Here is a 20,171-nt window from a genome sequence, read left to right on the forward strand (position 1 = left end):
ATACCGCGTGCCGAATGCCGCGGCCCCGGGAAGCCATCGGCGCGGCCCAACCGCGCTCGTTGTACAAACGCGCCGCCGTGGCGGCCATCGCTCGTGGCGAGAGCGTGCGGTAGGACCTGTCCTGGTGGCAGCCACCAGGATGAGGAGAGGGCGAGATGAAGGGGGACACCGTGGGCGAGGAAACGAGAGTTGTAGTCATCACCGGCCTGGGCGGCATGGGAACCGCCGTCGCCCGGCGCCTGGGCTGCGGCTCAGTGGTCGTGCTCGCCGATGTCAGCTCGACCGTCGTTGGCACGGTTGGGCGCGAGCTACGAGCGGAGGGCTACGAGATCGTCGAGCAGCCGACCGACGTCTCAGATGCCGAAGCCGTCGCCGCGTTGGCGGACACCGCGAGCCGGCTCGGTCGCGTCGGGGTAGTCGTTCACACCGCGGGGCTGTCTCCCGCCCAAGCTCCGGTCAACGCGATCTTGCGTGTCGACCTCCTCGGCACGGCGTTGATGCTCGACGCGTTCGCCCCTGTCATCGCACCGGGCGGTGCGGGGGTCTTCATCGCATCCATGGCCGGCGCGTTGGCCGCGCAGGATCCCGATTTCGAGCGGCGCTTGGCGACGACACCGACCGAGTCGCTCCTCGATCTGCCGGAGCTGACAGCCATCGTCAACCAGGGGCACGCATACGGGATCGCGAAGCGGGCGAATCAAGTCCGTGTACGAGCAGCATCCCTTGTGTGGGGTCGCCGCCGCGCGAGAGTCAACACGATCTCGCCCGGGATCATCTCGACGCCGATGGGCGCAGCCGAACTCGAGAGCGCGAGTGGCGACATGATGCGCGGCATGATTGCGGCGAGCCCGATGGGAAGGGTCGGAACTCCGCACGACATCGCGGCCGCGGTGGAGTTCTTGGCTGGACCCCACTCGACGTTCGTCACCGGCACTGACCTGCTGGTCGACGGCGGGGCCGTTGCCGCGCTCACAGCTGGCCCGACGAGCCACGCGCACGATGAAGAATCGAGGTGAGGACACCCCGCCGCCAGCCTCACGGAAAGCGGACGGCCAGCAGACCGCCGGCGGATCCGGCTCGGCGGCACAGCGCGTCCTCCTGGTCGTGACCGAAATGATCACGGCCGGCGGGACCGAGGTGGTGCAGCTGGCCGAGGTCGCGCAGCAGGCTCGCGTGTCGCTCACGACGATCTACAAGCACTTCGCATCGCGCGACGAGCTCATTCTTGCCGCGGTCGAGTCCTGGATGGACGAGCAGGTGTACCGGCCGCTGGCTGAATCCCAGCCGGATCTGCCGCTCTTCGACGCGCTGACGCAGCAGTTCCGTCACATCTTCGAGCCGTGGCAGCGGAACCCGCGCATGGCCGAAGCGTTCATGCGTGCGCGGTTCGGCCCAGGCGGAGACCGTCTCCAGATCCAAGGATTCACCGCCGTCAAGCCCGTTACGCTTGGTCTCCTCCGCGACGTTGATCCTGGGCGTGCCGAAGATATCCGGCTGATCCTCAACCATGTCGTGTACGCTATAATCATTCGGTTCGCGGCCGGCGAGCTGGCCGTCTGCGATATTATGCCGGTCATCGACAGGACACTCCGCCGCTTGGCGGACGGCGCCTGAAATCTCTTCCAGGAGAATTTGTGATAAAACGTCGCGTGCTTCTGCCCCTGGGCGTGGCACTTGCTGTACTAGCGCCTATTCCGGCTTTGGCTGGAGATGGCGACGGCACTGAAGGTGTCCATGGCCGCTCGGGTATCGTCAGCGTCAACGTGACCCGGGTGGAATCCCTGGGAGCGTTCGGTGGTGCTCAGTACGAACGGCTGGCCGGTACCGTTTCTGGCACTGTGTCAGGCCGTGAGCCGGTGGCCGGGCTCGACTCCGTCATCGGTGCCGACGGCACCTTCAGCTACACATCCGGCTTCGAGCTCATCCGCCCGGTCCGGCCGAGCGGGCGCAGCGAGGTCGTGGTGGAGGCGGAGAACAGAGGAATGCCGGTGATGTTCGGCAACCTCAACTCCTTCGGCACACCGGCGGGCCCGCCGCAGGATGTGTCGTATCCGGCCGGGCTGGGAAACGGTTTCCTGTTTCAGGGGGGGCGTTCCTACGCTCGCGTGCAGTGGCAGACCGGCATCTCTCCCGGAGTTCCCGCCACGGCTCAGGGTGTGGGCCAGGTCATCGTCCGTGACTTCGGCCGGCTCCTGCGTGACGGCCGGCTCGGCGACACGCCGTCCGTCCTTGGCGCCTACCGGTACCGGATTCTGGTCGGGTGGAGCCAGGCCGCCTGGTTTGTCACCAGCCTCGTAGCCGAAGGATTCAATGATGCTGACGGCCAGGTCTTCCAGGGCGCGTTCGCCCAGGACGGTGTGGGTAACCAGCTGGCACTGAATGCCGTCGCCGCGTCGGACGGCGGGCCGCAGCAGGCCTACCTCAGGCCCGACGGGGTGCCGCTTACCCCGCGGCAGGTGCTGCGCCGGCCGAAGACTGACCCAGCCTTCGTCGACGTGGCCGCCTACACCGACTACTACCGGCTCCGGGCCAGCATCTCCCGGCAGGCAGACGCAGCGAACGGCTATTACCGGTACGACTGGCCCGCGGCCCACGCCCCGGTGCTGGTTCCGGCCGCGGCGGCCTTCGTATTCCAGCAGTCCGGTTGCAACAACGGCCAGGTGATACCGCTGAACGCGATCGACAGCCGCCCGTACGGGAGGGCGTTGCTCGTGGCGCTGGAGCGCCGCCTCGGCATCAACGGACCGCGGGTGGCGATGCCAGCGGAGCGGATGTTCACGGCTGGCGCGCAGCCCGCCGACCCAGCCCTTCTCAACGGGCTGCCTCGCGACCCGGTGTCGGTGCCGCAGGTTGACACCGACGGTTTCCCGCTCGGGGGAGTGCACTTCCCCGCCGCCGGCCTGCCGCTCGGCTCACCGGTCCCGCCAGCCCTGACACCGGTGTCCACCGCGAGCATCACGGCCATCTGCGGCAACTTCGGTGGCTGGCATCCCTTCACCGCCAGTCAGCTCGCGCAGCGCTATGGCTCACTCGACCAGTACCGGGCCAGCTACGACGCCCAGATCACCCGGCTGGTCAACGGCGGGCTGCTGCTCGACGGCGACCGGCAGACACTGCTCGACCAGGCGGCAGCCGACTGGTCGAACGCCCCGGCGTAGCCCCGGCACCGAGGATCGCAAGGCCGCCGGCCCGCGACGGCCTTGCGATCCGCTGAAGCCCGGTTAACTCGTAGGCGGGCCGAGCAGATCGGCCCGATAGATGACCAGATTGCCGCTGTGTTCTCGTTTGGCCGCGTACATGGCCTGGTCCGCCTGGTGGAGCAGGACGTCGGGGGTCGCTGGGGTGTTGCCGTCAAGGGTGACCAGGCCGAGGCTGGCACGGGGGGCATAGAGGTGCCCGGCCAGGAGGCACGGGGTCCGGACGGCGGTGGCGAGCCGTTCGCCGATGTGGTGCGGATCGTCGGGCCCGCCGCCGTCAAGGATGACAGCGAACTCGTCGCCACCTAGACGGGCGACGGTGTCGACCGCGCGGGTCTCCGCCCGCAGCCGGTCAGCGCTGATCTTGAGGAGCTCGTCGCCGGCGGCGTGGCCGAAGGTGTCGTTTACCTGTTTGAAGTTGTCCAGGTCCATGAACAGGACGGACACTCTCACCTCAGCGGCGTCGGTGTGGGCCTGGGCGGTGGGGACTCGGCTGGGGACGCCGTCGGTGCGGCATGAGAGTGCACGCATCAGACGGCGGGTGAACAGCGTGCGGTTGGCCAGTCCGGTGAGCGGGTCATGGAACGCCTGGTGGTGCAGCTGCTGTTCGCGGATGCGGATCTCGGCGAGCAGCCGGGTGTTCTCGGCCACGGTGAGCATCTGCCGTATCAGGGCCAGCACCACGAGGGCCACCATGCCGTGAGCCTCGAACCGGTCGAGCGGCGCGCCGATGGCCAGCTTGGCAAAGACTACAAATCCGACGGCGGTGAGGATGGTGTAGGGCAGCGCTGCGTGGACCCACATCGTGCGCGGGCTGGGTGCTGCATACCGGTCGGAGCGCGGACGGGACGGGACCGGTACCAGCGCGGCGAAGAATATCAGCAGGAACGACAAGGCGAACCCGAGCAGCCGCCAGGACGGAAGAGACTCCCGGCCCGAGGCAGCGATGTAGACGCCGACGTCGAAGTTGAGGCCATTGATCAGCAGGCCGGCGGCGAGCAGGGCCAGCGTCGCCGGGGACCGCGGCCGGCGGAAGCAAGCGATCAATACGACGGTGGAGGCGAGGACCAGGCCGGCGGCGAGGTGGATCAGGTCGAGCCGGAGCGGTGAGGTTACGAGCGCGCCCTTCCGGATGGGTGCGGCGAGCACCGTCTCCCACTGCAGCAGGATGATCGCCCCGACGATCAGCAGGCAGTCCAGCACGGTGATCGCACGCCACCGATACTGCCCGCCCCGCCGCCTGGCGCCGTCCCGGTTCTCTAACGGGTCGGTGGGCAACGACAGCAGCCCTGCCAGAGCCATCCCGTAGAAGACGACGAGCGCGAGGTCGGACCAGACAGAGGTGTCACCGGTGGGGACGTGCCCCGCCAGCAACGACGGTGTGATGGCGAGGCTGCCGAACAGCGCGCTGAGGGCCGTGAGGCCAATGAGCGCCCGCCAGCGGCGTTCCGCCCCGCGCAGGCGTCGAGCGGACCAGAAGCAGGCGGTGGCGGCAGCAGCCTGGGCCACGATATCGACGAAATTCGTGGCGATTCGGGCGGGCTTCAGATCCAGCAGCACCGCGAAGGCGACGTCCAGTCCAAAGAGGCCCGAGGCCATCAAGGCGTAAAGGAAGATCAGCGGCGTACTGTCCGCGCCGGGTGGACGCCACGGGATCTGTGCGCCGTCGACGACACTGCGGAGTCCGGACATCGCTCACCCCTGAGTAAGCGTACCGCAGTCATTCGGTAGCGGATAGCGATGGCCTGGTGAGGTGGTCGGCTGCCCTCCCGTCGCGGTACTCAGGCATTTGGTCTGCGGGGAGAACACACACCGCTGCCCCAGGCGCCAGGCCCGCGCCCTAAAAATCACCTATGAGCGACAAGTAGGGTTCGCGGCGTTCGCCCAGGTTCCCCAACGATCGGGGGCGTTGCCGGCGGCGTCGCGGCAGCTGCCGGGCGGGGCTGGACGACCTGGCGCCTGGGGTTCGGCCTGGTCGCGAGCGCGGCACGTTCGGCCTGGCCGCGAGCGCGGCACGTTCGGCCTGGTGAGGTGTGCCTGGCTTCCAGCTCCAGCGGTCAGCGCCCACCCGCGGGGCGGGCCAGCACGTGCCGGCCGCTGATTATCGGAAGATCGAGGAAAGTGCGGATCCCCGGCGCCGCGGCGCAGACTGGCGCGATCGCGTGCACGGCGTGCATCGCGGCGCCCAGACAGCCCTGGTCGTTCTGGTCCTCGCCGTGGACGGCGATCCTAGCTTCGAGGACCATTGATGGCCGTCCTTCGACCGTCACCTTCCAGCCCCGTCCTGTCGGCCAGTCCGGCGCCTGGTCCGGGGCAAGGCGCGTGATGTGCTCCACCGTGAGTGCGCGGCGGCCGTCGACGATGGCCGAATAGGAGAAGCGCTTGGCCGACACGGTCCCGGCCTCGACGCGGCCAGCCTTGATTTCGAAGGATTCCTCGGCGACGAGCACCTGCTGGTCGAACACGAACTCGTCGATCGTGGCACCGAAAGCGTCGGCCAGAAGCATGAGCGACGCGCCGAACGGGTGAAACTGGCCAAACCGGTTGACCACCAGGTCGCCCGGCGGCTTCCCGAAGCCCATGATCTCGAAGAGCATATGTGGGCTGTCGTAGGTCGCGTAGTCCAGGAGCTCCTGGATGAGTAGCGAATCGATCCGCTCGAACAGGCCCGACATGGTGAGCGGCAGCACCTCGGCGGCCCAGCCCGGCTCGATGCCGGTGGCATGAAACGAGGTATTGCCTTCGGCGCACGCGGTCTCCAGCCGCTGCACGACCTCGTCGCCGAGGTACTTCGGGTAGATGAGGGACGTCACCGCCGTGGAGACCACGTTTTTTCCGGAAGCCAGCAGCATGCAGATGTCGTCGAGCGCAGCCGTCGGATTCCACTCGCCTTGCGACATGTAGAGGACGCAGTCCGCCTCGAGGCCGACGATGTCGGCCGGGTTCCTGGTCGCGGTCACCCCGACCTCGCCGATCCCGCAGATCTCGCCGACGTCCAGGCCCGCCTTGGCATCGCTGTAGACGAACGCCCCGACCAGCTCCAGGTCCGGGTGTTCGCAGACGGCGCGCACCGCGTCCCGGCCGACGGTCCCAGTACCCCACTGCGCGATGCGTAACACGCCCACCTCCAGTTGCCAGGCCGCGCACCGATGGCGCGCGGCGAACGGTTCAACGGCTACGGAACATGCTGGCACTCACGACTGCGGAGCGCTGGCACGCCGTGCTTTCGGGGCCCCGGCGGGGAGGCGGATCACCTGTTGCGACCCGCCTCCCGCCCGAGCCGGAGGTTGACGACGGCCCCGCCCCCCTCCAGTGTGCCGCGGGGACCAGCCCGCGGTCTTCTCCAGAGTCTGCCGGCGAGGCGGCGGGTCATCCTCCGGCGATGCTCGCGGGCTTCGCGAACGCCAGGAGTGCGGCGCGGTCCTCGGGCAGCACGTAGCCCGCCTTGATGGTCTTGTCGGCGTCGGCCTTGTAGCGCTCCAGATAGGCCGCGGGGGACGGGTAGAGCTCGGCGAGCCGGTCAGCCGACAGCGGCTTGGTCGAGCCGACCAGTAGGCAGATCGCCGAGGTCTTCGGACCGGGTACACCGGACAGGGCCGCGATCGGCACGTCGATCGGGGGCGTGCGGATCCCCCCGAGGGCGATGCCGTCGGCATCCCGGCTGATCTGTGGTGTCGCGGCTGACTGCACGGTGATGCGCGGCGCGATGACCGGGGCCTTGCCCGTTGCGATCCACGTCGTGAGCGCGCGCAGCGCGGACTTGGCGACGAGGTGCATGGGGCCGTCGTTGATCGGCAGGCCGCAGTCGAACGACGCGGCGGCCGGGCCGACGAGATGGGCATCGGCGTGGGCGGTGCCGGCGACCTCCCAGAGCCGGAATCGGTCTGTGTCCGGTTGGCGTGCCGCGTACGAGTTGAGAACGCTCGTGACATCGGACTCGGTCTGGACGTCGAGCACGGGCGTGTCCTGGTCCGTGCGGAGGATCGTAGGCGTGCCGCCGAGCGCGGCGGCGATGTCCGCGGGCTTGCCGGGTCCCACGATCGGCAGCCCGACCGCGCCGCGGCTGTGCACGAAGAAGCCGTCGAACTCGCGGGTGAGTGGCTGCACGCCGTTGTAGTAGGTGACCATCGCGAACGCCGACTGCGATTCACCCGCCGCGATCAGCCGTTGCGGTCGCAGCCCGTGCAGGCCCGCGCCCGCTCGAATCGCGCGGGCGACCTGGGTGTACATGTCGAAGGAGAAGCCGTCGCCAGGATGCTCAAGTCGCAGGGCGCCGTACCGGGCCGGGTCGATCGCCGCGAGGCCCTTGCCGGCGATGTCGGCACCGATGTTGGTCGGCACCCGCACCGGGCCGCCCGTGACGCCGATCATTTGCGCCGACACGCCGACCCAGACATCACCCCGGCGGACGATCTCTTCCTGGAGGCTTACCCATTCGGGATCGGCGTCCGACCCGCCGCTGACGTTCAGCCATTCGACAACGACGTTGCCGCTGAACGCCGCCGCCTTCGCCGGCTGGCGGACCACGATCCGGGTCCGGTAGGACGCGCTCGAATCTGTGGTGAAGGCCCACCGCCCGTCGTGGGTGAGGGGGTCAGCCGCCCGGTACGACGACGCGGTCCCGGTGGCGAGGTACTCGTGCTGCACATAGCCGTCGCGCTTCAGGTCTGGCGGCGCGGCCTCGCCCATGAAGGCCTTGTTGCCGTCGGCGATCTCTTTCGAGAGGTCGGCGGCCGGCCCGCTCGGGCGGGCGGGCGCGGTCGTCCTGGCGGCCCCGGACGGCGGAGGCCCGCCGCTACCGCTACTCGAACAGGCCGCGAGCCCCGCCGTCGCGACACAGACCACGGCGATCAAGAGGAGCAGCCGCGAGGTCGCCACCCGGCGGCGGAGCGTCGCCGGCTCGGCCGGCCGGCCGGGCCGGTCCTCTTCAGACATGGTCATTTGACTCCAACCACCTTTCCGTCCCTGGTACATCCGGCGTACTCCGCTCGCGGGCACTCGAGCGATCCGCGCGGACACCGCCCCTGCTCGAGGACATCCGCCACGACTGGCACGTCGTCACCGGATGCTGAGCTGGCGCTCCACCGTAGATGATCTTGATGGTTCTTTGAGGCCGACTCTAGGGCCACAAGGGTTGAAAGTAAACGAAACTGCCCATATCGACGCGCGTCGTCGGAGATCGGGCCGGTCGTGGCCGTGACCTCCGAGGACCGGGGCCGCAAGCGGTCGCATGACGACCCTTCGTGCGCGCACCGCAGCGGGCCTGACCGCGCGGCGGCCGACGCTGGTCAGCCGCCGCGGGCTTCGACGAGCCGGCCGCGGCTGACCTTGGTCGCCTCGCTGCGCGGGATCGCGCCGACGATCTCGATGGTCTTGGGAACCTTGTAGGCGGCCAGACGGTCCTTGGCGAAGGCCCTGATGTCCTCGAGCGTCGGCGGGTCGCTGTGGTCGGCCGCTTCGATCACGGCGTGGACCCGTCGGCCCCACTCGGGGTCGCGCAGCCCAATGACCACGACGTCGGCAACCTTCGGGTGGTCGATGAGCGCCATCTCCACCTCGGCTGGGAAGACGTTGGCCCCACCTGTGACGATCATGTCGACACGGCGGTCGACCAGGTACAGGTAGCCGTCCTCGTCGAGGTAGCCCAGATCGCCGACGGTCTTGAAACCGTCAGCGGTCCCGCGTGGTGGCGGGACGTCGCCGAGGTAGCGGGCGCCCGCGGAGGGCAACGACGCCGAGCGCAGGTAGATCTCACCGACCTCGCCGAGCGGCATGTCGTTGCCGGCGCCATCAAGGACGCGGACCTGCGTGCCACGCAGTGGCCGGCCGACGCTGCCCTGGTGGGCCATCCACTCGTCGCCGGTGAGCGCGGTGAGGCCGAGCCCTTCGCTCATGCCGTACGACATGAGGATCCGCCCCGCCCCGATCAGCTTCGCCCACCGGTGGACCAGTGACGGGGGCATGGGTGCCGCGCCCTGGTTGATCCACTCGAGGCTGGACAGATCGCGCGCCTCGACGCCGGGCAGGTCCGCCATGCGCTGGAGCATCGTCGGCGTCGCGATGAAATGCGAGACGCGATAGCGCTCGATCACGTCGAGAGCGCGGGTGGCGTCGAACTTCTCCAGGACCGTGAGCCGGTCGCCAGCGAGCATGACGTAGAGCATGGAGAACGCGGTGACGTGGTACATCGGCGCCGGCACCATGATGTGCTGCGGCCTCGGGACTGGCCGCCACCCTTCCATGAGCGGCGAGCCGTAGTGCGGGTTGAAGGTCGAGGCGGTCCCGGCGAGGATCACTTTCGGCGTGCCGGTCGAGCCGCTGCTGCAGATGCCGTGGCGGTGTGGGGAGACCGCGTCGGGCAGTTCGGGGACGGCGAGCTCGGCGGTGGCGTCGACCCACGCGTTGTCTTCGGCGCCCAGGTAGACCCTGGGCTGGATCACGTCGCGCACCCGGCCCAGCTCCCAGTCGGGGAGATCCCACCGCACCGGCACCGGGATCGCGCCGAGCTTCCAGGCGGCGAACACGCTGAGAACGAGACGCGGCGAGTTGTGCAGGCCGAGCGCGAGAAAGTCGCCCCTGCCGAGCCCGCGTGCCGCAAGGGCGCCGGCGAGCTGGCTCGACCTCCGGTCCAGCCAGCCCCAGGTGAAGGTGGCCGCCGACCCGTCCAGAGCGATCTGCCGGTAGACGGCGTCCTCGGGATGGGTGCGGGCCAGCTCACGGATCCGGCGCGCCAGGCTCACCTCAGCGTCCACCAGTCACTCCTTCGCGCCAGGGGATCGGCGCGATGCGCCGTCGCCGCTGGCCATGACGAGAAGATGGTCCACCGCTTCGGTCAGGCTAGAGACTTTCCGGCCGGCCGACGGCGCAACAGCAGGCAGAGGATGACGAGCGCCGCCAGGGCGGGGAGCGCGCGCTTGGCAACCGGGCCGCGATCGTGCTGACCAGGTTGGCGGGCGCTGCCGGCACCGGCTGCCCGGCGGAATCCATTGCCTCATCAATATAGACACTCTATGCTCATCGCCGTGAGCCCGCACACGAACGAGGTCCCCGATGGCCTGCACGAGGCCGGGGAGGCGCTGCACCACCTGCTGACCGCCGCGGTGCGCCAGCAGCCCAGGGAGATCAGCCTGACCGCGGCCTCGACGCTGGCCACGATCGAGCGCACTGGCCCGCGCCGCATCACCGACCTGGCTGTGACCGAGCGCATCACCCAGCCGTCGATGACCGCGTTGGTCACCACCCTGGTGCGGGCTGGCCTCGCCGAGCGCCGCCAGGACCCGCAGGACCAGCGCGTGGTGCTCGTGGCGTTGACTCCGCCGGGCGCCCAGTACCTGGTGGCCCGCCGGCTCGGCGGGGCGGAGGCGTTCGTTCGGCTTATCGAGAAGCTGAAACCCGACGAGGTGGCCGCTTTGCGGGCGGCCGCTCCGGCGCTGCGGCGCCTGCACGAGCTGGGCGAGGAACTGCGGACCGGGACCACCGGTCCCGACTGGTAGGCCGGTGGTGACGGGGCTCAGCTGGCCGGCTCCCGTCCGGGCCAGTGAGCGGTCATCTCGTTGGCCGAGTAGGAAGGACAGCAATGGCGGAGCTTGCGGAGTACAGGAACCTCATCGGCGGCGAGCTGCGCCCGGCCGCGTCCGGGCGGCTCCTCGACGCGGTGAATCCTGCCACGGGTGAGGTGTTCGCGCGGATCCCTGCCGGTGACCGGACAGACGTGGACGCCGCTGTCGCCGCGGCGCGTGCCGCGTTCCCGGCCTGGTCGGCGCTGACGGCGGACCAGCGCGCCGGCTACTTACGGAAGGTCGCCGCTCTCTTCAGAGAGCATGGCGCGGATCTGGGACGCCTGGAGACCCTGGACAACGGTCGGATCGTCCGGGAGAATCTCCCGCGCAACGGTCCCGGCATGACGCACATGTGGACGCTGGCGGCCGGCCAGACCCTCGAGGCAGTCACCGGCCAGACGGTCGTGCTCGGCCCGAACAGCCTCGGCCTGACCAGGCGCGAGCCCTACGGCGTCATCGCGGCGGTCATTCCCTGGAACGCGCCGATCTCGATGCTGTCCGCCAAGGCCGCCTTCGCGCTCGCCGCCGGCAACACTGTGGTCGTCAAATCCGCTGAGCAGGCGAGTGTGTCGGTGCTGCGCCTCGGCGAGCTGCTCGTCGGCGTGCTCCCTCCGGGCGTCCTCAACATCGTCTCCGGACTCGGTGCCGAGGCCGGCGACGCCCTTGTCCGCCACCGGGGCGTCAACAAGATCACTATGACCGGGTCGACCGAGACCGGCCGCCTGATCCAGCGCGCCGCCGCCGACGCGCTCACTCCGTCCATCTTCGAGCTCGGCGGCAAGTCCCCCAACATCGTCTTCGCCGACGCGGATCTGGACGCCGCCGCCGTGGGTGTCACGCGTACCTCGGTCTTCACCGGCAACGCGGGGCAGGTCTGCGTGGCCGGCTCGCGCATCCTCGTGCAGCGCCCGGTGCTCGACGAGATGCTTGGGCGCATCCGGGCGATCGCCGAGAAGGTCGTGCTCGGCGACCCGCTTGAGACGACGACCACCATGGGGCCGCTCGTCTCCCAGGCGCAGTACGACCGCGTCGTGGGCTTTCTCGAGACCGGTGCCAAGGAGGCGGAGCTTGTATTCGGCGGCCGGCACGGCGCCGAGGTCGTCCCCAGCCTGCCGGGCGGCTACTGGGTCGAGCCCACGCTTTTCCGCACCGACGACAACTCCCTGAGTATCTGCCAGGAGGAGATTTTCGGCCCGGTCGCGGTAATTATCCCATTCGATACCGACGAGGAGGCCCTCGCGATCGCCAACGACACGCGGTACGGCCTGGCGGCGGGGGTGTGGACCCGTGATCTGGCGCGCGCGCACCGGTTCTTCCGTGACCTCGAATCGGGCAACGTGTGGGTGAACATCTACCGTCAGACGGGCCAGGAGCTGCCGTTCGGCGGCATCAAGGACAGCGGGTACGGCCACGACCGCATCCTGGAGTTCACCCGCGAGAAATCGGCCGTCATCGCGACCTGACGGCCAGGCCACGCACCGTGGCGGCGCCGGCCGAAAGGAAGAATTCCGGCTATCCGGACATCCAGCAAGAACCGTCTGTGTTTCCGTGCCCCCGCTCCCGGGACTAAAGATTTTTCCGGCGCGAAGATCCGCGCTCCCTGGGTGGAAAGTTCGCTTGTGGACATGCCGGCCGGGCCGCGCTAATGTACATAGATCAGACTATGTAACATTCGCCGGCCCGGAGCCGGTCTTGAAATACGTTTTCTCGCATGGGGGAGTCCATGTCGGATGTAGTCAGCTTGCGCGAGATTCCGGCGCCGGTCGTGGAGCCCCTGGGCGCGGTGGTGCGCCTTGAGGTCGGAGTGTTACGTCCCGGTCCCAGGGTGCGTATGGGGCGTATCAACCGTGACCATGTCGAGGCGCTGGCCCACACTGGCGGGGACTGGCCGCCCATCCTGGTCCGGCGCGAGGACCACACGATCGTCGACGGGTTCTACCGGTACCTCGCGGCGCGTCAGCTGGGCTACGGCGAGATGGACTGCGTCTACTTCGACGGCCGGTCCGAGGAGGCCTTCCTCGAGGCGGTGCGCCGCAACCTGCGGCACGGGCTCCCGCTGTCCCTGCGCGAGCGGGAGGCGGCGGCCCACCAGGCGCTGGCCTTCCACCCGGACTGGTCGGACCGGCGGCTCGGCGAGGCCTGCGGCCTGGCGCCGGGCACGGTTGGCCGGCTGCGCGACGCCAACGGGTGTGCACCTGAGCAAAACGGCCAGCTGAACGTACGGCTGGGCCGCGACGGGAAACGGTATCCCGTCGACCCGGACGCGTCCCGGGAGCGCATCATCCGGCTGCTGCGCGAGGAGCCGGACCGGTCGCTGCGCAGCGTCGCCCAGGCGACGGGAACCTCGCCCTCGACGGTGCGCGCCGTGAAGATGGGACTCGCCCGCCCCGCCGCGGCGCCCCCGCCGGTGGCGCTGGTGAAGAGCCCCGCGGTGGCTGTCCCGCCGCGGTCACGGACCGGCGACCCGGCCGCGTTCCCCGCCGCCGAGGTCGCGACGTTCACGCGCTGGTTCGAGCGCACCGACGTCACCGACGAGTGGCGGGAGCTGGTCCCCAGCGTTCCCGCGGCGAAGGTCCGCGAGGTTCTCGACGAGGCCCGGCGGCGCGCGCGGTCCTGGCTGGAGTTCGCCTCGGCGCTGGAGGCGGAAATGCATCCGGGCGAGGTGCGCGTGGGCGCCTGACGCTCGCCGAGAGTCGCGGTCCGGTCGGGGGGAGAGACGTCGCGCCATTTCCGCGGCCGGCGGCGCGGCCAGGCTGCCCTGAACCCGGAACCAAATCCGTGGGGCCTCCGTCCGGTGGCGATGCGAGAAGGTGGAGATGGGTGCTGGAACGGCGGGCCGCCGCGTGGGCGCGTCGGCGGGCCGCAAGGAGGATCGGCGGCTGCTGACCGGGCACGGCCACTATGTGGCCGGCGTCGCCGTGCCAGGAATGCCGCGCGGCGCGTTCCTGCGCAGCGGCGTCGCCCGCGCCACCATTCTGAGCGAGGATGCCTGCGACCTGATCGTGGGTGCTGGCCGCGCCTGACACCGCGCACGCCCCGGCGCAGGCCTGCGCCGGGCCGGCGCCGGCCCTCCCGGACTGGTGCGGCCGATCCGGGCGGGCCGCGCGACCAGCACGGCCGCCAGATACTTGACCGACCATCCCGCCACGACGGCTCTGCTCGGCGAAGCTGCCGCTCAACTCCCGGTGGCGGCCCATTCCGTTCGAGGGAGAGTGCATTGCGGGATTTCCTTCCGTTTGTCGTGGCGGGACTCGCCACCGGGTCGGTCTATGGCCTGTCCGGGCTGGGCCTGGTGCTCACCTACAAGACGTCCGGTGTTTTCAACTTCGGCTACGGCGCCGTGGCCGCCCTGGCCGCCCTGATCTTCTACGCCTTACGCGTCGAGCACGGCGTTCCCTGGCCCGTCGCGGCCGCGGTGGTCCTGGTTGTGTTCGCCCCCGCCGCCGGCGCCGCGCTCGAACTGATGGCCCGTTCGCTGCACGCGGCGGGCGAGCAGTCGAAGGTGGTCGCCACCGTCGGCCTCATCCTCATCGTCCAGGCGGTCTCGTCGCTGCGGTACCCGGCCAACGCGCCGACGTTCCCGCATTTCCTGCCCCAGGCGACGGTCCGGCTGGCCGGGGTGAACATCACCTGGGAACAGATCATCGTCTTCGCGTTCTCGGCGGCGTCCTCCGGGATGCTCTACTGGTTCTTCCGGTCGGTACGCGCCGGCGTCGTCATGCGCGGGCTCGTCGACAGCCCGGACCTCGTGGCGATGAACGGGATCAGCCCGCTGCTGGTGCGCCGTTCGGCCTGGCTGATCGGGACGGTGTTCGCCTCGCTCGCCGGTCTCATGCTCGCCCCCGGCCTGCCCATGGACGGTGTGTCGCTGACGACGGTCGTGTTCGCCGCGTTCGGGGCGGCGGCGCTCGGCTTCTTCACGAACCTGCCGCTGACCTTCGTCGGCGGGCTGCTGATCGGCGTCGTCGGCGCGCTGATCGACAAGTACACCGGCACCGTCGCCTGGGTCGGCGGAATCCCCGCGAGCCTGCCGTTCATCCTTCTGTTCGCCGTGCTGGTGGTCACCCCGCGGGCCCGGCTCGCCAGCCGCCGGCTGGCGCCCCCGGCATCGGTGCGCCGTCCCTACCGGGCGCCGGCACCGGCGCGGCTGGGAGCCGGCACGGTCGCGGTGGCGCTGCTGGCGATTGTGCCAGTCATCCAGGCCGGTTACCTGGTCCTGTGGTCGGCCGCGCTGGTGGGCATCATCCTGTTCCTCTCGCTAGGCCTGCTGGTCCGCAACTCGGGGCAGATCTCCCTGTGCCATGTCGCGTTCGCGGCGGTCGGTGCGGCGGCCTTCGGCCACTTCGCGGCGCTGGGGATTCCGTGGCTCGCGGCGCTGCTGCTCGCCTCGCTGGCGGCCGTGCCGGTGGGCGCGCTGATCGCTGTGCCAGCGGTCCGGGTCTCCGGGGTGTTCCTGGCCTTGGCCACCCTTGGCTTCGGCATCCTCGTCCAAGGCGTGTTCTACACCCGGAGCTTCATGTTCGGCGCCACCTCGGTGGGCCTCGCCGAGCCTCGCCCGAACGTCTCGCTCGGCGCGTGGAACCTCGCGACGGACACCGGCTTCTACTACCTGCTGCTGCTGATCACAGTCCTGGTCGTCCTCGCTGTGACCGCGCTGACCGGCGGTCGGCTTGGCCGGCTGCTGCGGGCGATGGCCGACTCGCAGCTCGCGCTGGAGTCGCGGGGTGCGTCGTCAGGCGTGTCCAAGGTGATCGTCTTCTGCATCGCCGCGGCCATGGCGTCGGGCGCGGGCGCGCTCATCGGCATGACCTACCAGTTCGCCGTTGGCTCCTACTTCCCGCCGTTCGACTCGCTGACGATGGTGGTGCTGGTCGTCGTCGTCACCGGCGGGGACCCGTGGTACGCGGTGGTCGCGGCGGTGGCCCGCTCGATCGTCCCGGGGTATGCGCACGGCAGCACCGTCAACAGCGTGCTCACGCTGCTCTTCGGGCTCGCCGCGGTCACGGTGGCCTTCGGCAGCCGGCTCGGCGGCCTGCCTGCTCCCGTGCGGGCGCTGCTCGACAGGACGGCGTGGCACCGGCGGCGCCCCGCGGCGGCTGGGACCGCGCCGGCCGCGGCCCAGCAACCGGCGCGGCGGCTCGCGGCGGCCGGGCCCGGCCTCGAGACGCGGGATCTTTCCGTTGCCTTCGGCGGCGTCAAGGCGGTCAACGGGGTTAGCCTCACCGTCCCGATGGGGGCGATCACGGGCCTGATCGGGCCGAACGGTGCGGGCAAGAGCACGACCTTCAACGCCTGCGGCGGGCTGAACCGGCCCAGCTCCGGCCAGGTCCGCTTGCACGGCCTCGACGTCAGCCGCTTCAGCCCGCCGCGGCGGGCCCGGCGTGGACTCGGCCGGACCTTCCAACGACCCGAGCTCTTCAACGGGCTGACGGTCCGCCAGAACGTGGCGATGGGCCGCGAGGCGTCGCTGGCGGGCGGCAGCCCCCTGACTCAGGCGGCCGGGTCCCCGGCGGCGAACCGGCTCGTCGCGGCCGCGACCGACGAGGCGCTCGCGCTGACCGGGATCACGACCCTCGCCGACCGGCAGGTCGGCCTGCTCACGATCGGGCAGCGGCGCCTCGTCGAACTGGCCACCGTGTTCGCCGGCCCGTTCGACCTGCTGCTGCTCGACGAGCCGTCCTCGGGTCTCGACGGCCAGGAGACCGAGCAGTTCGGCCGCCTGCTGCGCGATGCGGCCGCGACCCGGGGCGTCGGCATCCTGCTCGTCGAGCACGACATGGCGCTGGTCCGTGCGGTCTGCGACCGCGTGTACGTGCTCGACTTCGGCTCGTTGATCTTCGAGGGGACGGTCGAGGAGATGGAACAGTCGGATCTTGTCCGGGCCGCCTATCTGGGGGAGGCGTCACCGGTAGCCGCCGGCGCGGCGAGCCAGGGCCCGTTGGATGACACGCGTCCGCGCGCCGTGGCGGGGGAGTAGGCGTCATGCTGACTCTCCACTCCGTCACCGCGGGCTACGGTGGGTCCACGGTGCTGCGCGACGTCGACTTCACGGTCGGCGCGGGCGAGGTCGTCGCGCTCCTCGGTCCCAATGGCGCCGGCAAGTCCACTCTGCTGCGCCTGGCCACCGGGTTCGTGACGCCAGAGTCTGGCCGGGTCGAGCTCGACGGCGATGACGTCACCGGCCAGGCCCCGCACCAGCTCGCCCGCCGCGGCGTCTGCCTGCTGCCGGAGAGCCGCGGGGTCTTCCCTTCGCTCACCGTCCTGGACAACCTGCGCATCCAGGCAGGCCAGCGGGCGGTGCGCGAGACCGTCGCCGAGCTCGGCGAGCTGTTCCCTGCGCTCACCGGGCGGCTGAACCAGACCGCGGGCAGCCTGTCCGGCGGCGAGCAGCAGATGCTCGCTCTGTTCCGTGCCTACGTGACCCGCCCGAAGGTCGTCCTCGTCGACGAGGCGTCCCTCGGCCTGGCCCCGCTGGTGATCGACAAGATCTACGACAGCCTGGGCCGCCTCGTCGAGCGGGGCATGTCGGTTGTCATCGTCGAGCAATACGTGCACCGCGTCCTGGAGCTCGCCCGGACCGTGTACGTCCTGCGCCGCGGCGAGGTCGTCCACGCCGGCGCGGCCGCCGAGATCACGCCGGCCGAGGTCTACGAGAAATATCTCGGCCTCGAGGAGGGGGTGGCCTGACCGTGATTGGCTTGGCGCGCCGTGCGCGCCCGGTGTGTCCACGTCTTTGCGGCGATGCCCGGCCGGCCGCGCACAATTGTTCCCGGACGGCCTGGCGGATATAGTCGCCTTACGTTTTCCGGGCGTCTGGGTGCTGACAGCCGAGATCAGGCGGCGCCGGCCTTAATCATTGCCGGGCACGTGTCGACCCGTGCCGTCACACTCAGTTTTCTCTCTGTCCGGAGTGCTGAACACGGGAGTGATGACATCATGTTAGGAAGAACGATTTCCGGCCTCTTGCTCCGGCGATTACCGGCGAAGGTGGCCGCCGCGGCGGGGCTGGCCGCGCTGGTGGCAGCCTGCTCGTCGGGCGGTGGATCCACCGGCTCCGGGCAGCCGTCGGCCGGAACGGTCAAGGTCGGCGTGATCTGCAGCTGCTCCGGCGCGTCCGGCAGCGCGTACCAGGCCGGCGAGCGGGCGTTCGAGGCCTGGGCGAAGACGGTGAACGCCTCGGGCGGGATTGATGGGCGCACCGTTGATGTGATCAACAAGGACGACGCGAACAACCCCGGCTCCGGTGTCACCGCCGCGCAGGCGCTCATCTCCGCGGACGCGGCCGTCGTCGTCGACCTGTCCAACACCGACCAGGCCTGGGCGCCCAAGGTTGTGGCGGCCAACATCCCGATCATCCCGAGCGCCCAGAGCTCGCTCCATGGGCCGGACTACTACCCCGTGGGCCAGACCCACGCGAGCTACATCCCGTCGGAGATCGGGGTCGCCAAGGCGGCCGGCGCGACCAACCTCGGCGACCTTTACTGCGCAGAGGTCGTCGTCTGCAAGCAGACCGTCGACGGCCTCAAGGCGCAGGGCGCCGGAGCGGGGGTCCCGCTGGTCTACAGCGCGGCGATCTCGCTGACCGGCACCGACTTCACCGCGCAGTGCCTCGCCGCCAAGCAGGCCGGGGTGCAGGCCCTTTCCGTGGGCTCCAGCCCGGAGGGGACGGCGCGGGTCGCGGCGGACTGCGAGCGGCAGGGCTTCCGCCCGGTCTATGTTGTACTCGGCGTCCAGTGGAGCACCTCAATGGCCACCTTGCCCGGGCTCAAGGACAACACCTGGAGCCCGTACGCGAATCTGCCGTTCTTCGCTGACAACCCCGCCATCACGGCCTTGAACACGGCGATGGACAAGTACTACCCGGGCGTGCGCACGGCGGCGACGACCCCGTCCGAGATCCTCGTCGGGATGTGGGCCGCGGGCATTCTCGTCGAGGACGCGACCAAGGCGAGCGGCACGGCCAAGGGAACGACGCTGACCGCGGCGCAGCTGAAGAAGGGCCTGGAGTCGCTGAACGGCGACACCCTGCAGGGCCTGGCCCCACCGCTGACCTATGCGCCGGGTAAGGACCACCCGGTGGACTGCTGGTTCATCGGCCATTTCACCAACGGGAAGGGCAGCGTTGTGGGCGACGGAAAGCCGAGCTGCCTGAACACGTGACCCGACCTGTATAGAAGAACGGCTCCACGCAGGGTGCCGGCGCCTCCGGGCGCCGGCACCCGTCAGGGCAGGAACAGATGGCTAGGACCAGACGGCAGGGAAGTGACCAGACATGGACCTAGGCTTCAGCGACGAGCAGGAGATGCTCCGGAAGGTGGCTCGGGACTTCCTGGCCAAGGAATGCCCGGAGCCGCTGGTACGGGCGATGGAGACCGACGAGCTGGGGTACAGCCGCGAGCTCTGGGAGAAGATGGCCGGGCTCGGCTGGCAGGGCCTGCTCGTGCCCGAGGAGTACGGGGGTGCGGGGCTGGGCCTGCAGGACCTCGCGGTCCTCCTGGAGGAGGTCGGCCGGGCACTGCTGCCCGGGCCGTTCATCTCGACCGTCGTCCACGTCGGCACCGCGCTGCTGCACGGCGGCACCGAGGCGCAGAAACGGGAGTACCTGCCGAGGATCGCCAGCGGCGAGCTCGTCGGCGCGGTTGCCTACCTCGAGCCGTCGGGGCGCCAGGGTGCCGAGGCAGTGGAGCTGACCGCGGCCCGCGACGGCGACGGCTACGTCCTCGACGGCACCAAGCTGTTCGTCGAGAACGCGACTGCGGCCAATCTGCTGGTGGTCGTCGCCCGCACGGGCGGCCACGGGAGTGACGGCCTGTCGCTGTTCCTCGTCGACCCCCTCGCTCCAGGCGTCACGATCACGCCGCTCGCGACCCTCGCGTCGGACAAGCAGGCCGAGGTGGCCTTCTGGTCCGTCAAGGTGCCCGCCTCGGCGCTGCTCGGCGACGTGGGCCAGGGCTTCGAGATCCTCGAGCGGGTCCAGCGCGCCGCCGCCGTCGCCGAATGCGCCTACCTGGTCGGCCTGATCGCCCAGGACCTGGACATCACCGTCGACTACCTCCGGCAGCGCGAGCAGTTCGGCCAGCCGATCGGACGGTTCCAGGCGCTGCAGCACAAGGCGGCGGACATGGCGATCGACGCGGACGCCTGCCGGTTCGTGACCTACCGCGCGGCGTGGGCGCTGGACGAGGACGCCCCGGACGCCGCGTTCCGCGTGAGCGCCGCGAAGAGCTTCGTCAGCGAGGCCAGCCTGCGGGTGGTGACCCACGGACAGCAGCTGCACGGTGGCATCGGGTTCACGAAGGAGTACAAGATCCAGCTCTTCTTCCTGCGGCAGAAGGCCGGCGAGCTCAGGTGGGGCGACGGCGACTTCCACCGGGCGAGGGTGGCGGACGCCCTCGGCATCTGACGGCGTCCCCAG

At 70.1% G+C, this 20,171-nt stretch carries 15 protein-coding genes; 11 read left to right on the plus strand and 4 right to left on the minus strand.

What is annotated here, in order from left to right:
* Positions 1-155 precede the first annotated feature (155 nt).
* The 3 genes from FRADC12_RS19990 (at position 156) to FRADC12_RS20000 (ending at position 3,158) form a co-directional block, all read left to right on the plus strand.
* Positions 156-1,016, plus strand: a complete 861-nt coding sequence (locus FRADC12_RS19990; protein ID WP_045877775.1) for an SDR family oxidoreductase — start codon at positions 156-158, stop codon at positions 1,014-1,016.
* Positions 1,000-1,614 carry a TetR/AcrR family transcriptional regulator gene (locus FRADC12_RS19995; RefSeq protein WP_084011061.1) on the plus strand — a complete coding sequence of 205 codons (615 nt, stop codon included), beginning with the start codon at positions 1,000-1,002 and terminating at the stop codon, positions 1,612-1,614. The genes FRADC12_RS19990 and FRADC12_RS19995 overlap by 17 nt, the downstream gene beginning before the upstream one ends.
* Positions 1,615-1,772: 158 nt before the next feature.
* A complete protein-coding gene (locus tag FRADC12_RS20000; RefSeq protein WP_198152982.1) occupies positions 1,773-3,158 on the plus strand; it encodes an alpha/beta hydrolase domain-containing protein in 1,386 nt (461 codons plus the stop codon).
* A 63-nt stretch (positions 3,159-3,221) separates the two neighbouring features.
* Here the strand turns inward: FRADC12_RS20000 and FRADC12_RS20005 are convergent, their stop codons facing one another.
* The 4 genes from FRADC12_RS20005 to FRADC12_RS20020 all read right to left on the minus strand — a co-directional run bounded on the left by FRADC12_RS20005 (position 3,222) and on the right by FRADC12_RS20020 (position 9,949).
* On the minus strand, positions 3,222-4,889 hold the full coding sequence (locus FRADC12_RS20005) for a GGDEF domain-containing protein (protein WP_045877778.1): 1,668 nt from the start codon (positions 4,887-4,889) through the stop codon (positions 3,222-3,224).
* A gap of 365 nt (positions 4,890-5,254) precedes the next feature.
* Entirely contained in the window at positions 5,255-6,322 is a 1,068-nt protein-coding gene (locus FRADC12_RS20010; RefSeq protein WP_349305888.1) for an NAD(P)H-dependent amine dehydrogenase family protein, read from the minus strand.
* 244 nt (positions 6,323-6,566) lie between these two features.
* Positions 6,567-8,138: an alpha/beta hydrolase domain-containing protein gene (locus FRADC12_RS20015; RefSeq protein ID WP_157488957.1), complete on the minus strand. Its 1,572-nt coding sequence runs from the start codon at positions 8,136-8,138 to the stop codon at positions 6,567-6,569.
* A 347-nt stretch (positions 8,139-8,485) separates the two neighbouring features.
* Entirely contained in the window at positions 8,486-9,949 is a 1,464-nt protein-coding gene (locus FRADC12_RS20020) for a class I adenylate-forming enzyme family protein (RefSeq protein WP_045877779.1), read from the minus strand.
* Positions 9,950-10,219: 270 nt separating this feature from the next.
* On the opposite strand from FRADC12_RS20020, the gene FRADC12_RS20025 reads away from it, so the two are divergent.
* The 8 genes from FRADC12_RS20025 to FRADC12_RS20060 all read left to right on the plus strand — a co-directional run bounded on the left by FRADC12_RS20025 (position 10,220) and on the right by FRADC12_RS20060 (position 20,159).
* Complete coding sequence (locus FRADC12_RS20025) at positions 10,220-10,690, plus strand: MarR family winged helix-turn-helix transcriptional regulator (RefSeq protein ID WP_232303914.1); 471 nt, start codon at positions 10,220-10,222, stop codon at positions 10,688-10,690.
* Positions 10,691-10,773: 83 nt separating this feature from the next.
* A complete protein-coding gene (locus FRADC12_RS20030) occupies positions 10,774-12,219 on the plus strand; it encodes an aldehyde dehydrogenase family protein (protein ID WP_045877780.1) in 1,446 nt (481 codons plus the stop codon).
* Positions 12,220-12,587: 368 nt separating this feature from the next.
* Positions 12,588-13,436 (plus strand): winged helix-turn-helix transcriptional regulator, encoded by an 849-nt coding sequence (locus FRADC12_RS20035; RefSeq protein WP_052711034.1) that lies wholly within the window; start codon positions 12,588-12,590, stop codon positions 13,434-13,436.
* Positions 13,437-13,572: 136 nt separating this feature from the next.
* Positions 13,573-13,779, plus strand: coding sequence for a hypothetical protein (locus FRADC12_RS31580; protein ID WP_157488959.1), 207 nt, complete (start codon positions 13,573-13,575; stop codon positions 13,777-13,779).
* A gap of 194 nt (positions 13,780-13,973) precedes the next feature.
* On the plus strand, positions 13,974-16,733 hold the full coding sequence (locus FRADC12_RS20045) for an ABC transporter permease subunit (protein ID WP_045877782.1): 2,760 nt from the start codon (positions 13,974-13,976) through the stop codon (positions 16,731-16,733).
* Positions 16,734-16,738: 5 nt separating this feature from the next.
* Positions 16,739-17,443, plus strand: a complete 705-nt coding sequence (locus FRADC12_RS20050) for an ABC transporter ATP-binding protein (protein WP_045877783.1) — start codon at positions 16,739-16,741, stop codon at positions 17,441-17,443.
* A 276-nt stretch (positions 17,444-17,719) separates the two neighbouring features.
* Entirely contained in the window at positions 17,720-18,916 is a 1,197-nt protein-coding gene (locus FRADC12_RS20055) for an ABC transporter substrate-binding protein (RefSeq protein WP_198152983.1), read from the plus strand.
* A 112-nt stretch (positions 18,917-19,028) separates the two neighbouring features.
* Positions 19,029-20,159 carry an acyl-CoA dehydrogenase family protein gene (locus FRADC12_RS20060; RefSeq protein ID WP_045877785.1) on the plus strand — a complete coding sequence of 377 codons (1,131 nt, stop codon included), beginning with the start codon at positions 19,029-19,031 and terminating at the stop codon, positions 20,157-20,159.
* The last annotated feature ends 12 nt before the right edge of the window (positions 20,160-20,171 follow it).

It is taken from the genome of Pseudofrankia sp. DC12 (assembly GCF_000966285.1).
Classification (GTDB): Bacteria; Actinomycetota; Actinomycetes; order Frankiales; family Frankiaceae; genus Pseudofrankia.

Bases quoted from the DNA above. Each gene is read 5' to 3' on its own strand.
- FRADC12_RS19990 (WP_045877775.1), top strand. From the start codon at position 156: ATGAAGGGGGACACCGTGGGCGAGGAAACGAGAGTTGTAGTCATCACC.
- FRADC12_RS19995 (WP_084011061.1), top strand. From the start codon at position 1,000: ATGAAGAATCGAGGTGAGGACACCCCGCCGCCAGCCTCACGGAAAGCG.
- FRADC12_RS20005 (WP_045877778.1), bottom strand. From the start codon at position 4,889: ATGTCCGGACTCCGCAGTGTCGTCGACGGCGCACAGATCCCGTGGCGT.
- FRADC12_RS20015 (WP_157488957.1), bottom strand. From the start codon at position 8,138: ATGACCATGTCTGAAGAGGACCGGCCCGGCCGGCCGGCCGAGCCGGCG.
- FRADC12_RS20030 (WP_045877780.1), top strand. From the start codon at position 10,774: ATGGCGGAGCTTGCGGAGTACAGGAACCTCATCGGCGGCGAGCTGCGC.
- FRADC12_RS20035 (WP_052711034.1), top strand. From the start codon at position 12,588: ATGGGGCGTATCAACCGTGACCATGTCGAGGCGCTGGCCCACACTGGC.
- FRADC12_RS31580 (WP_157488959.1), top strand. From the start codon at position 13,573: ATGGGTGCTGGAACGGCGGGCCGCCGCGTGGGCGCGTCGGCGGGCCGC.
- FRADC12_RS20050 (WP_045877783.1), top strand. From the start codon at position 16,739: ATGCTGACTCTCCACTCCGTCACCGCGGGCTACGGTGGGTCCACGGTG.
- FRADC12_RS20060 (WP_045877785.1), top strand. From the start codon at position 19,029: ATGGACCTAGGCTTCAGCGACGAGCAGGAGATGCTCCGGAAGGTGGCT.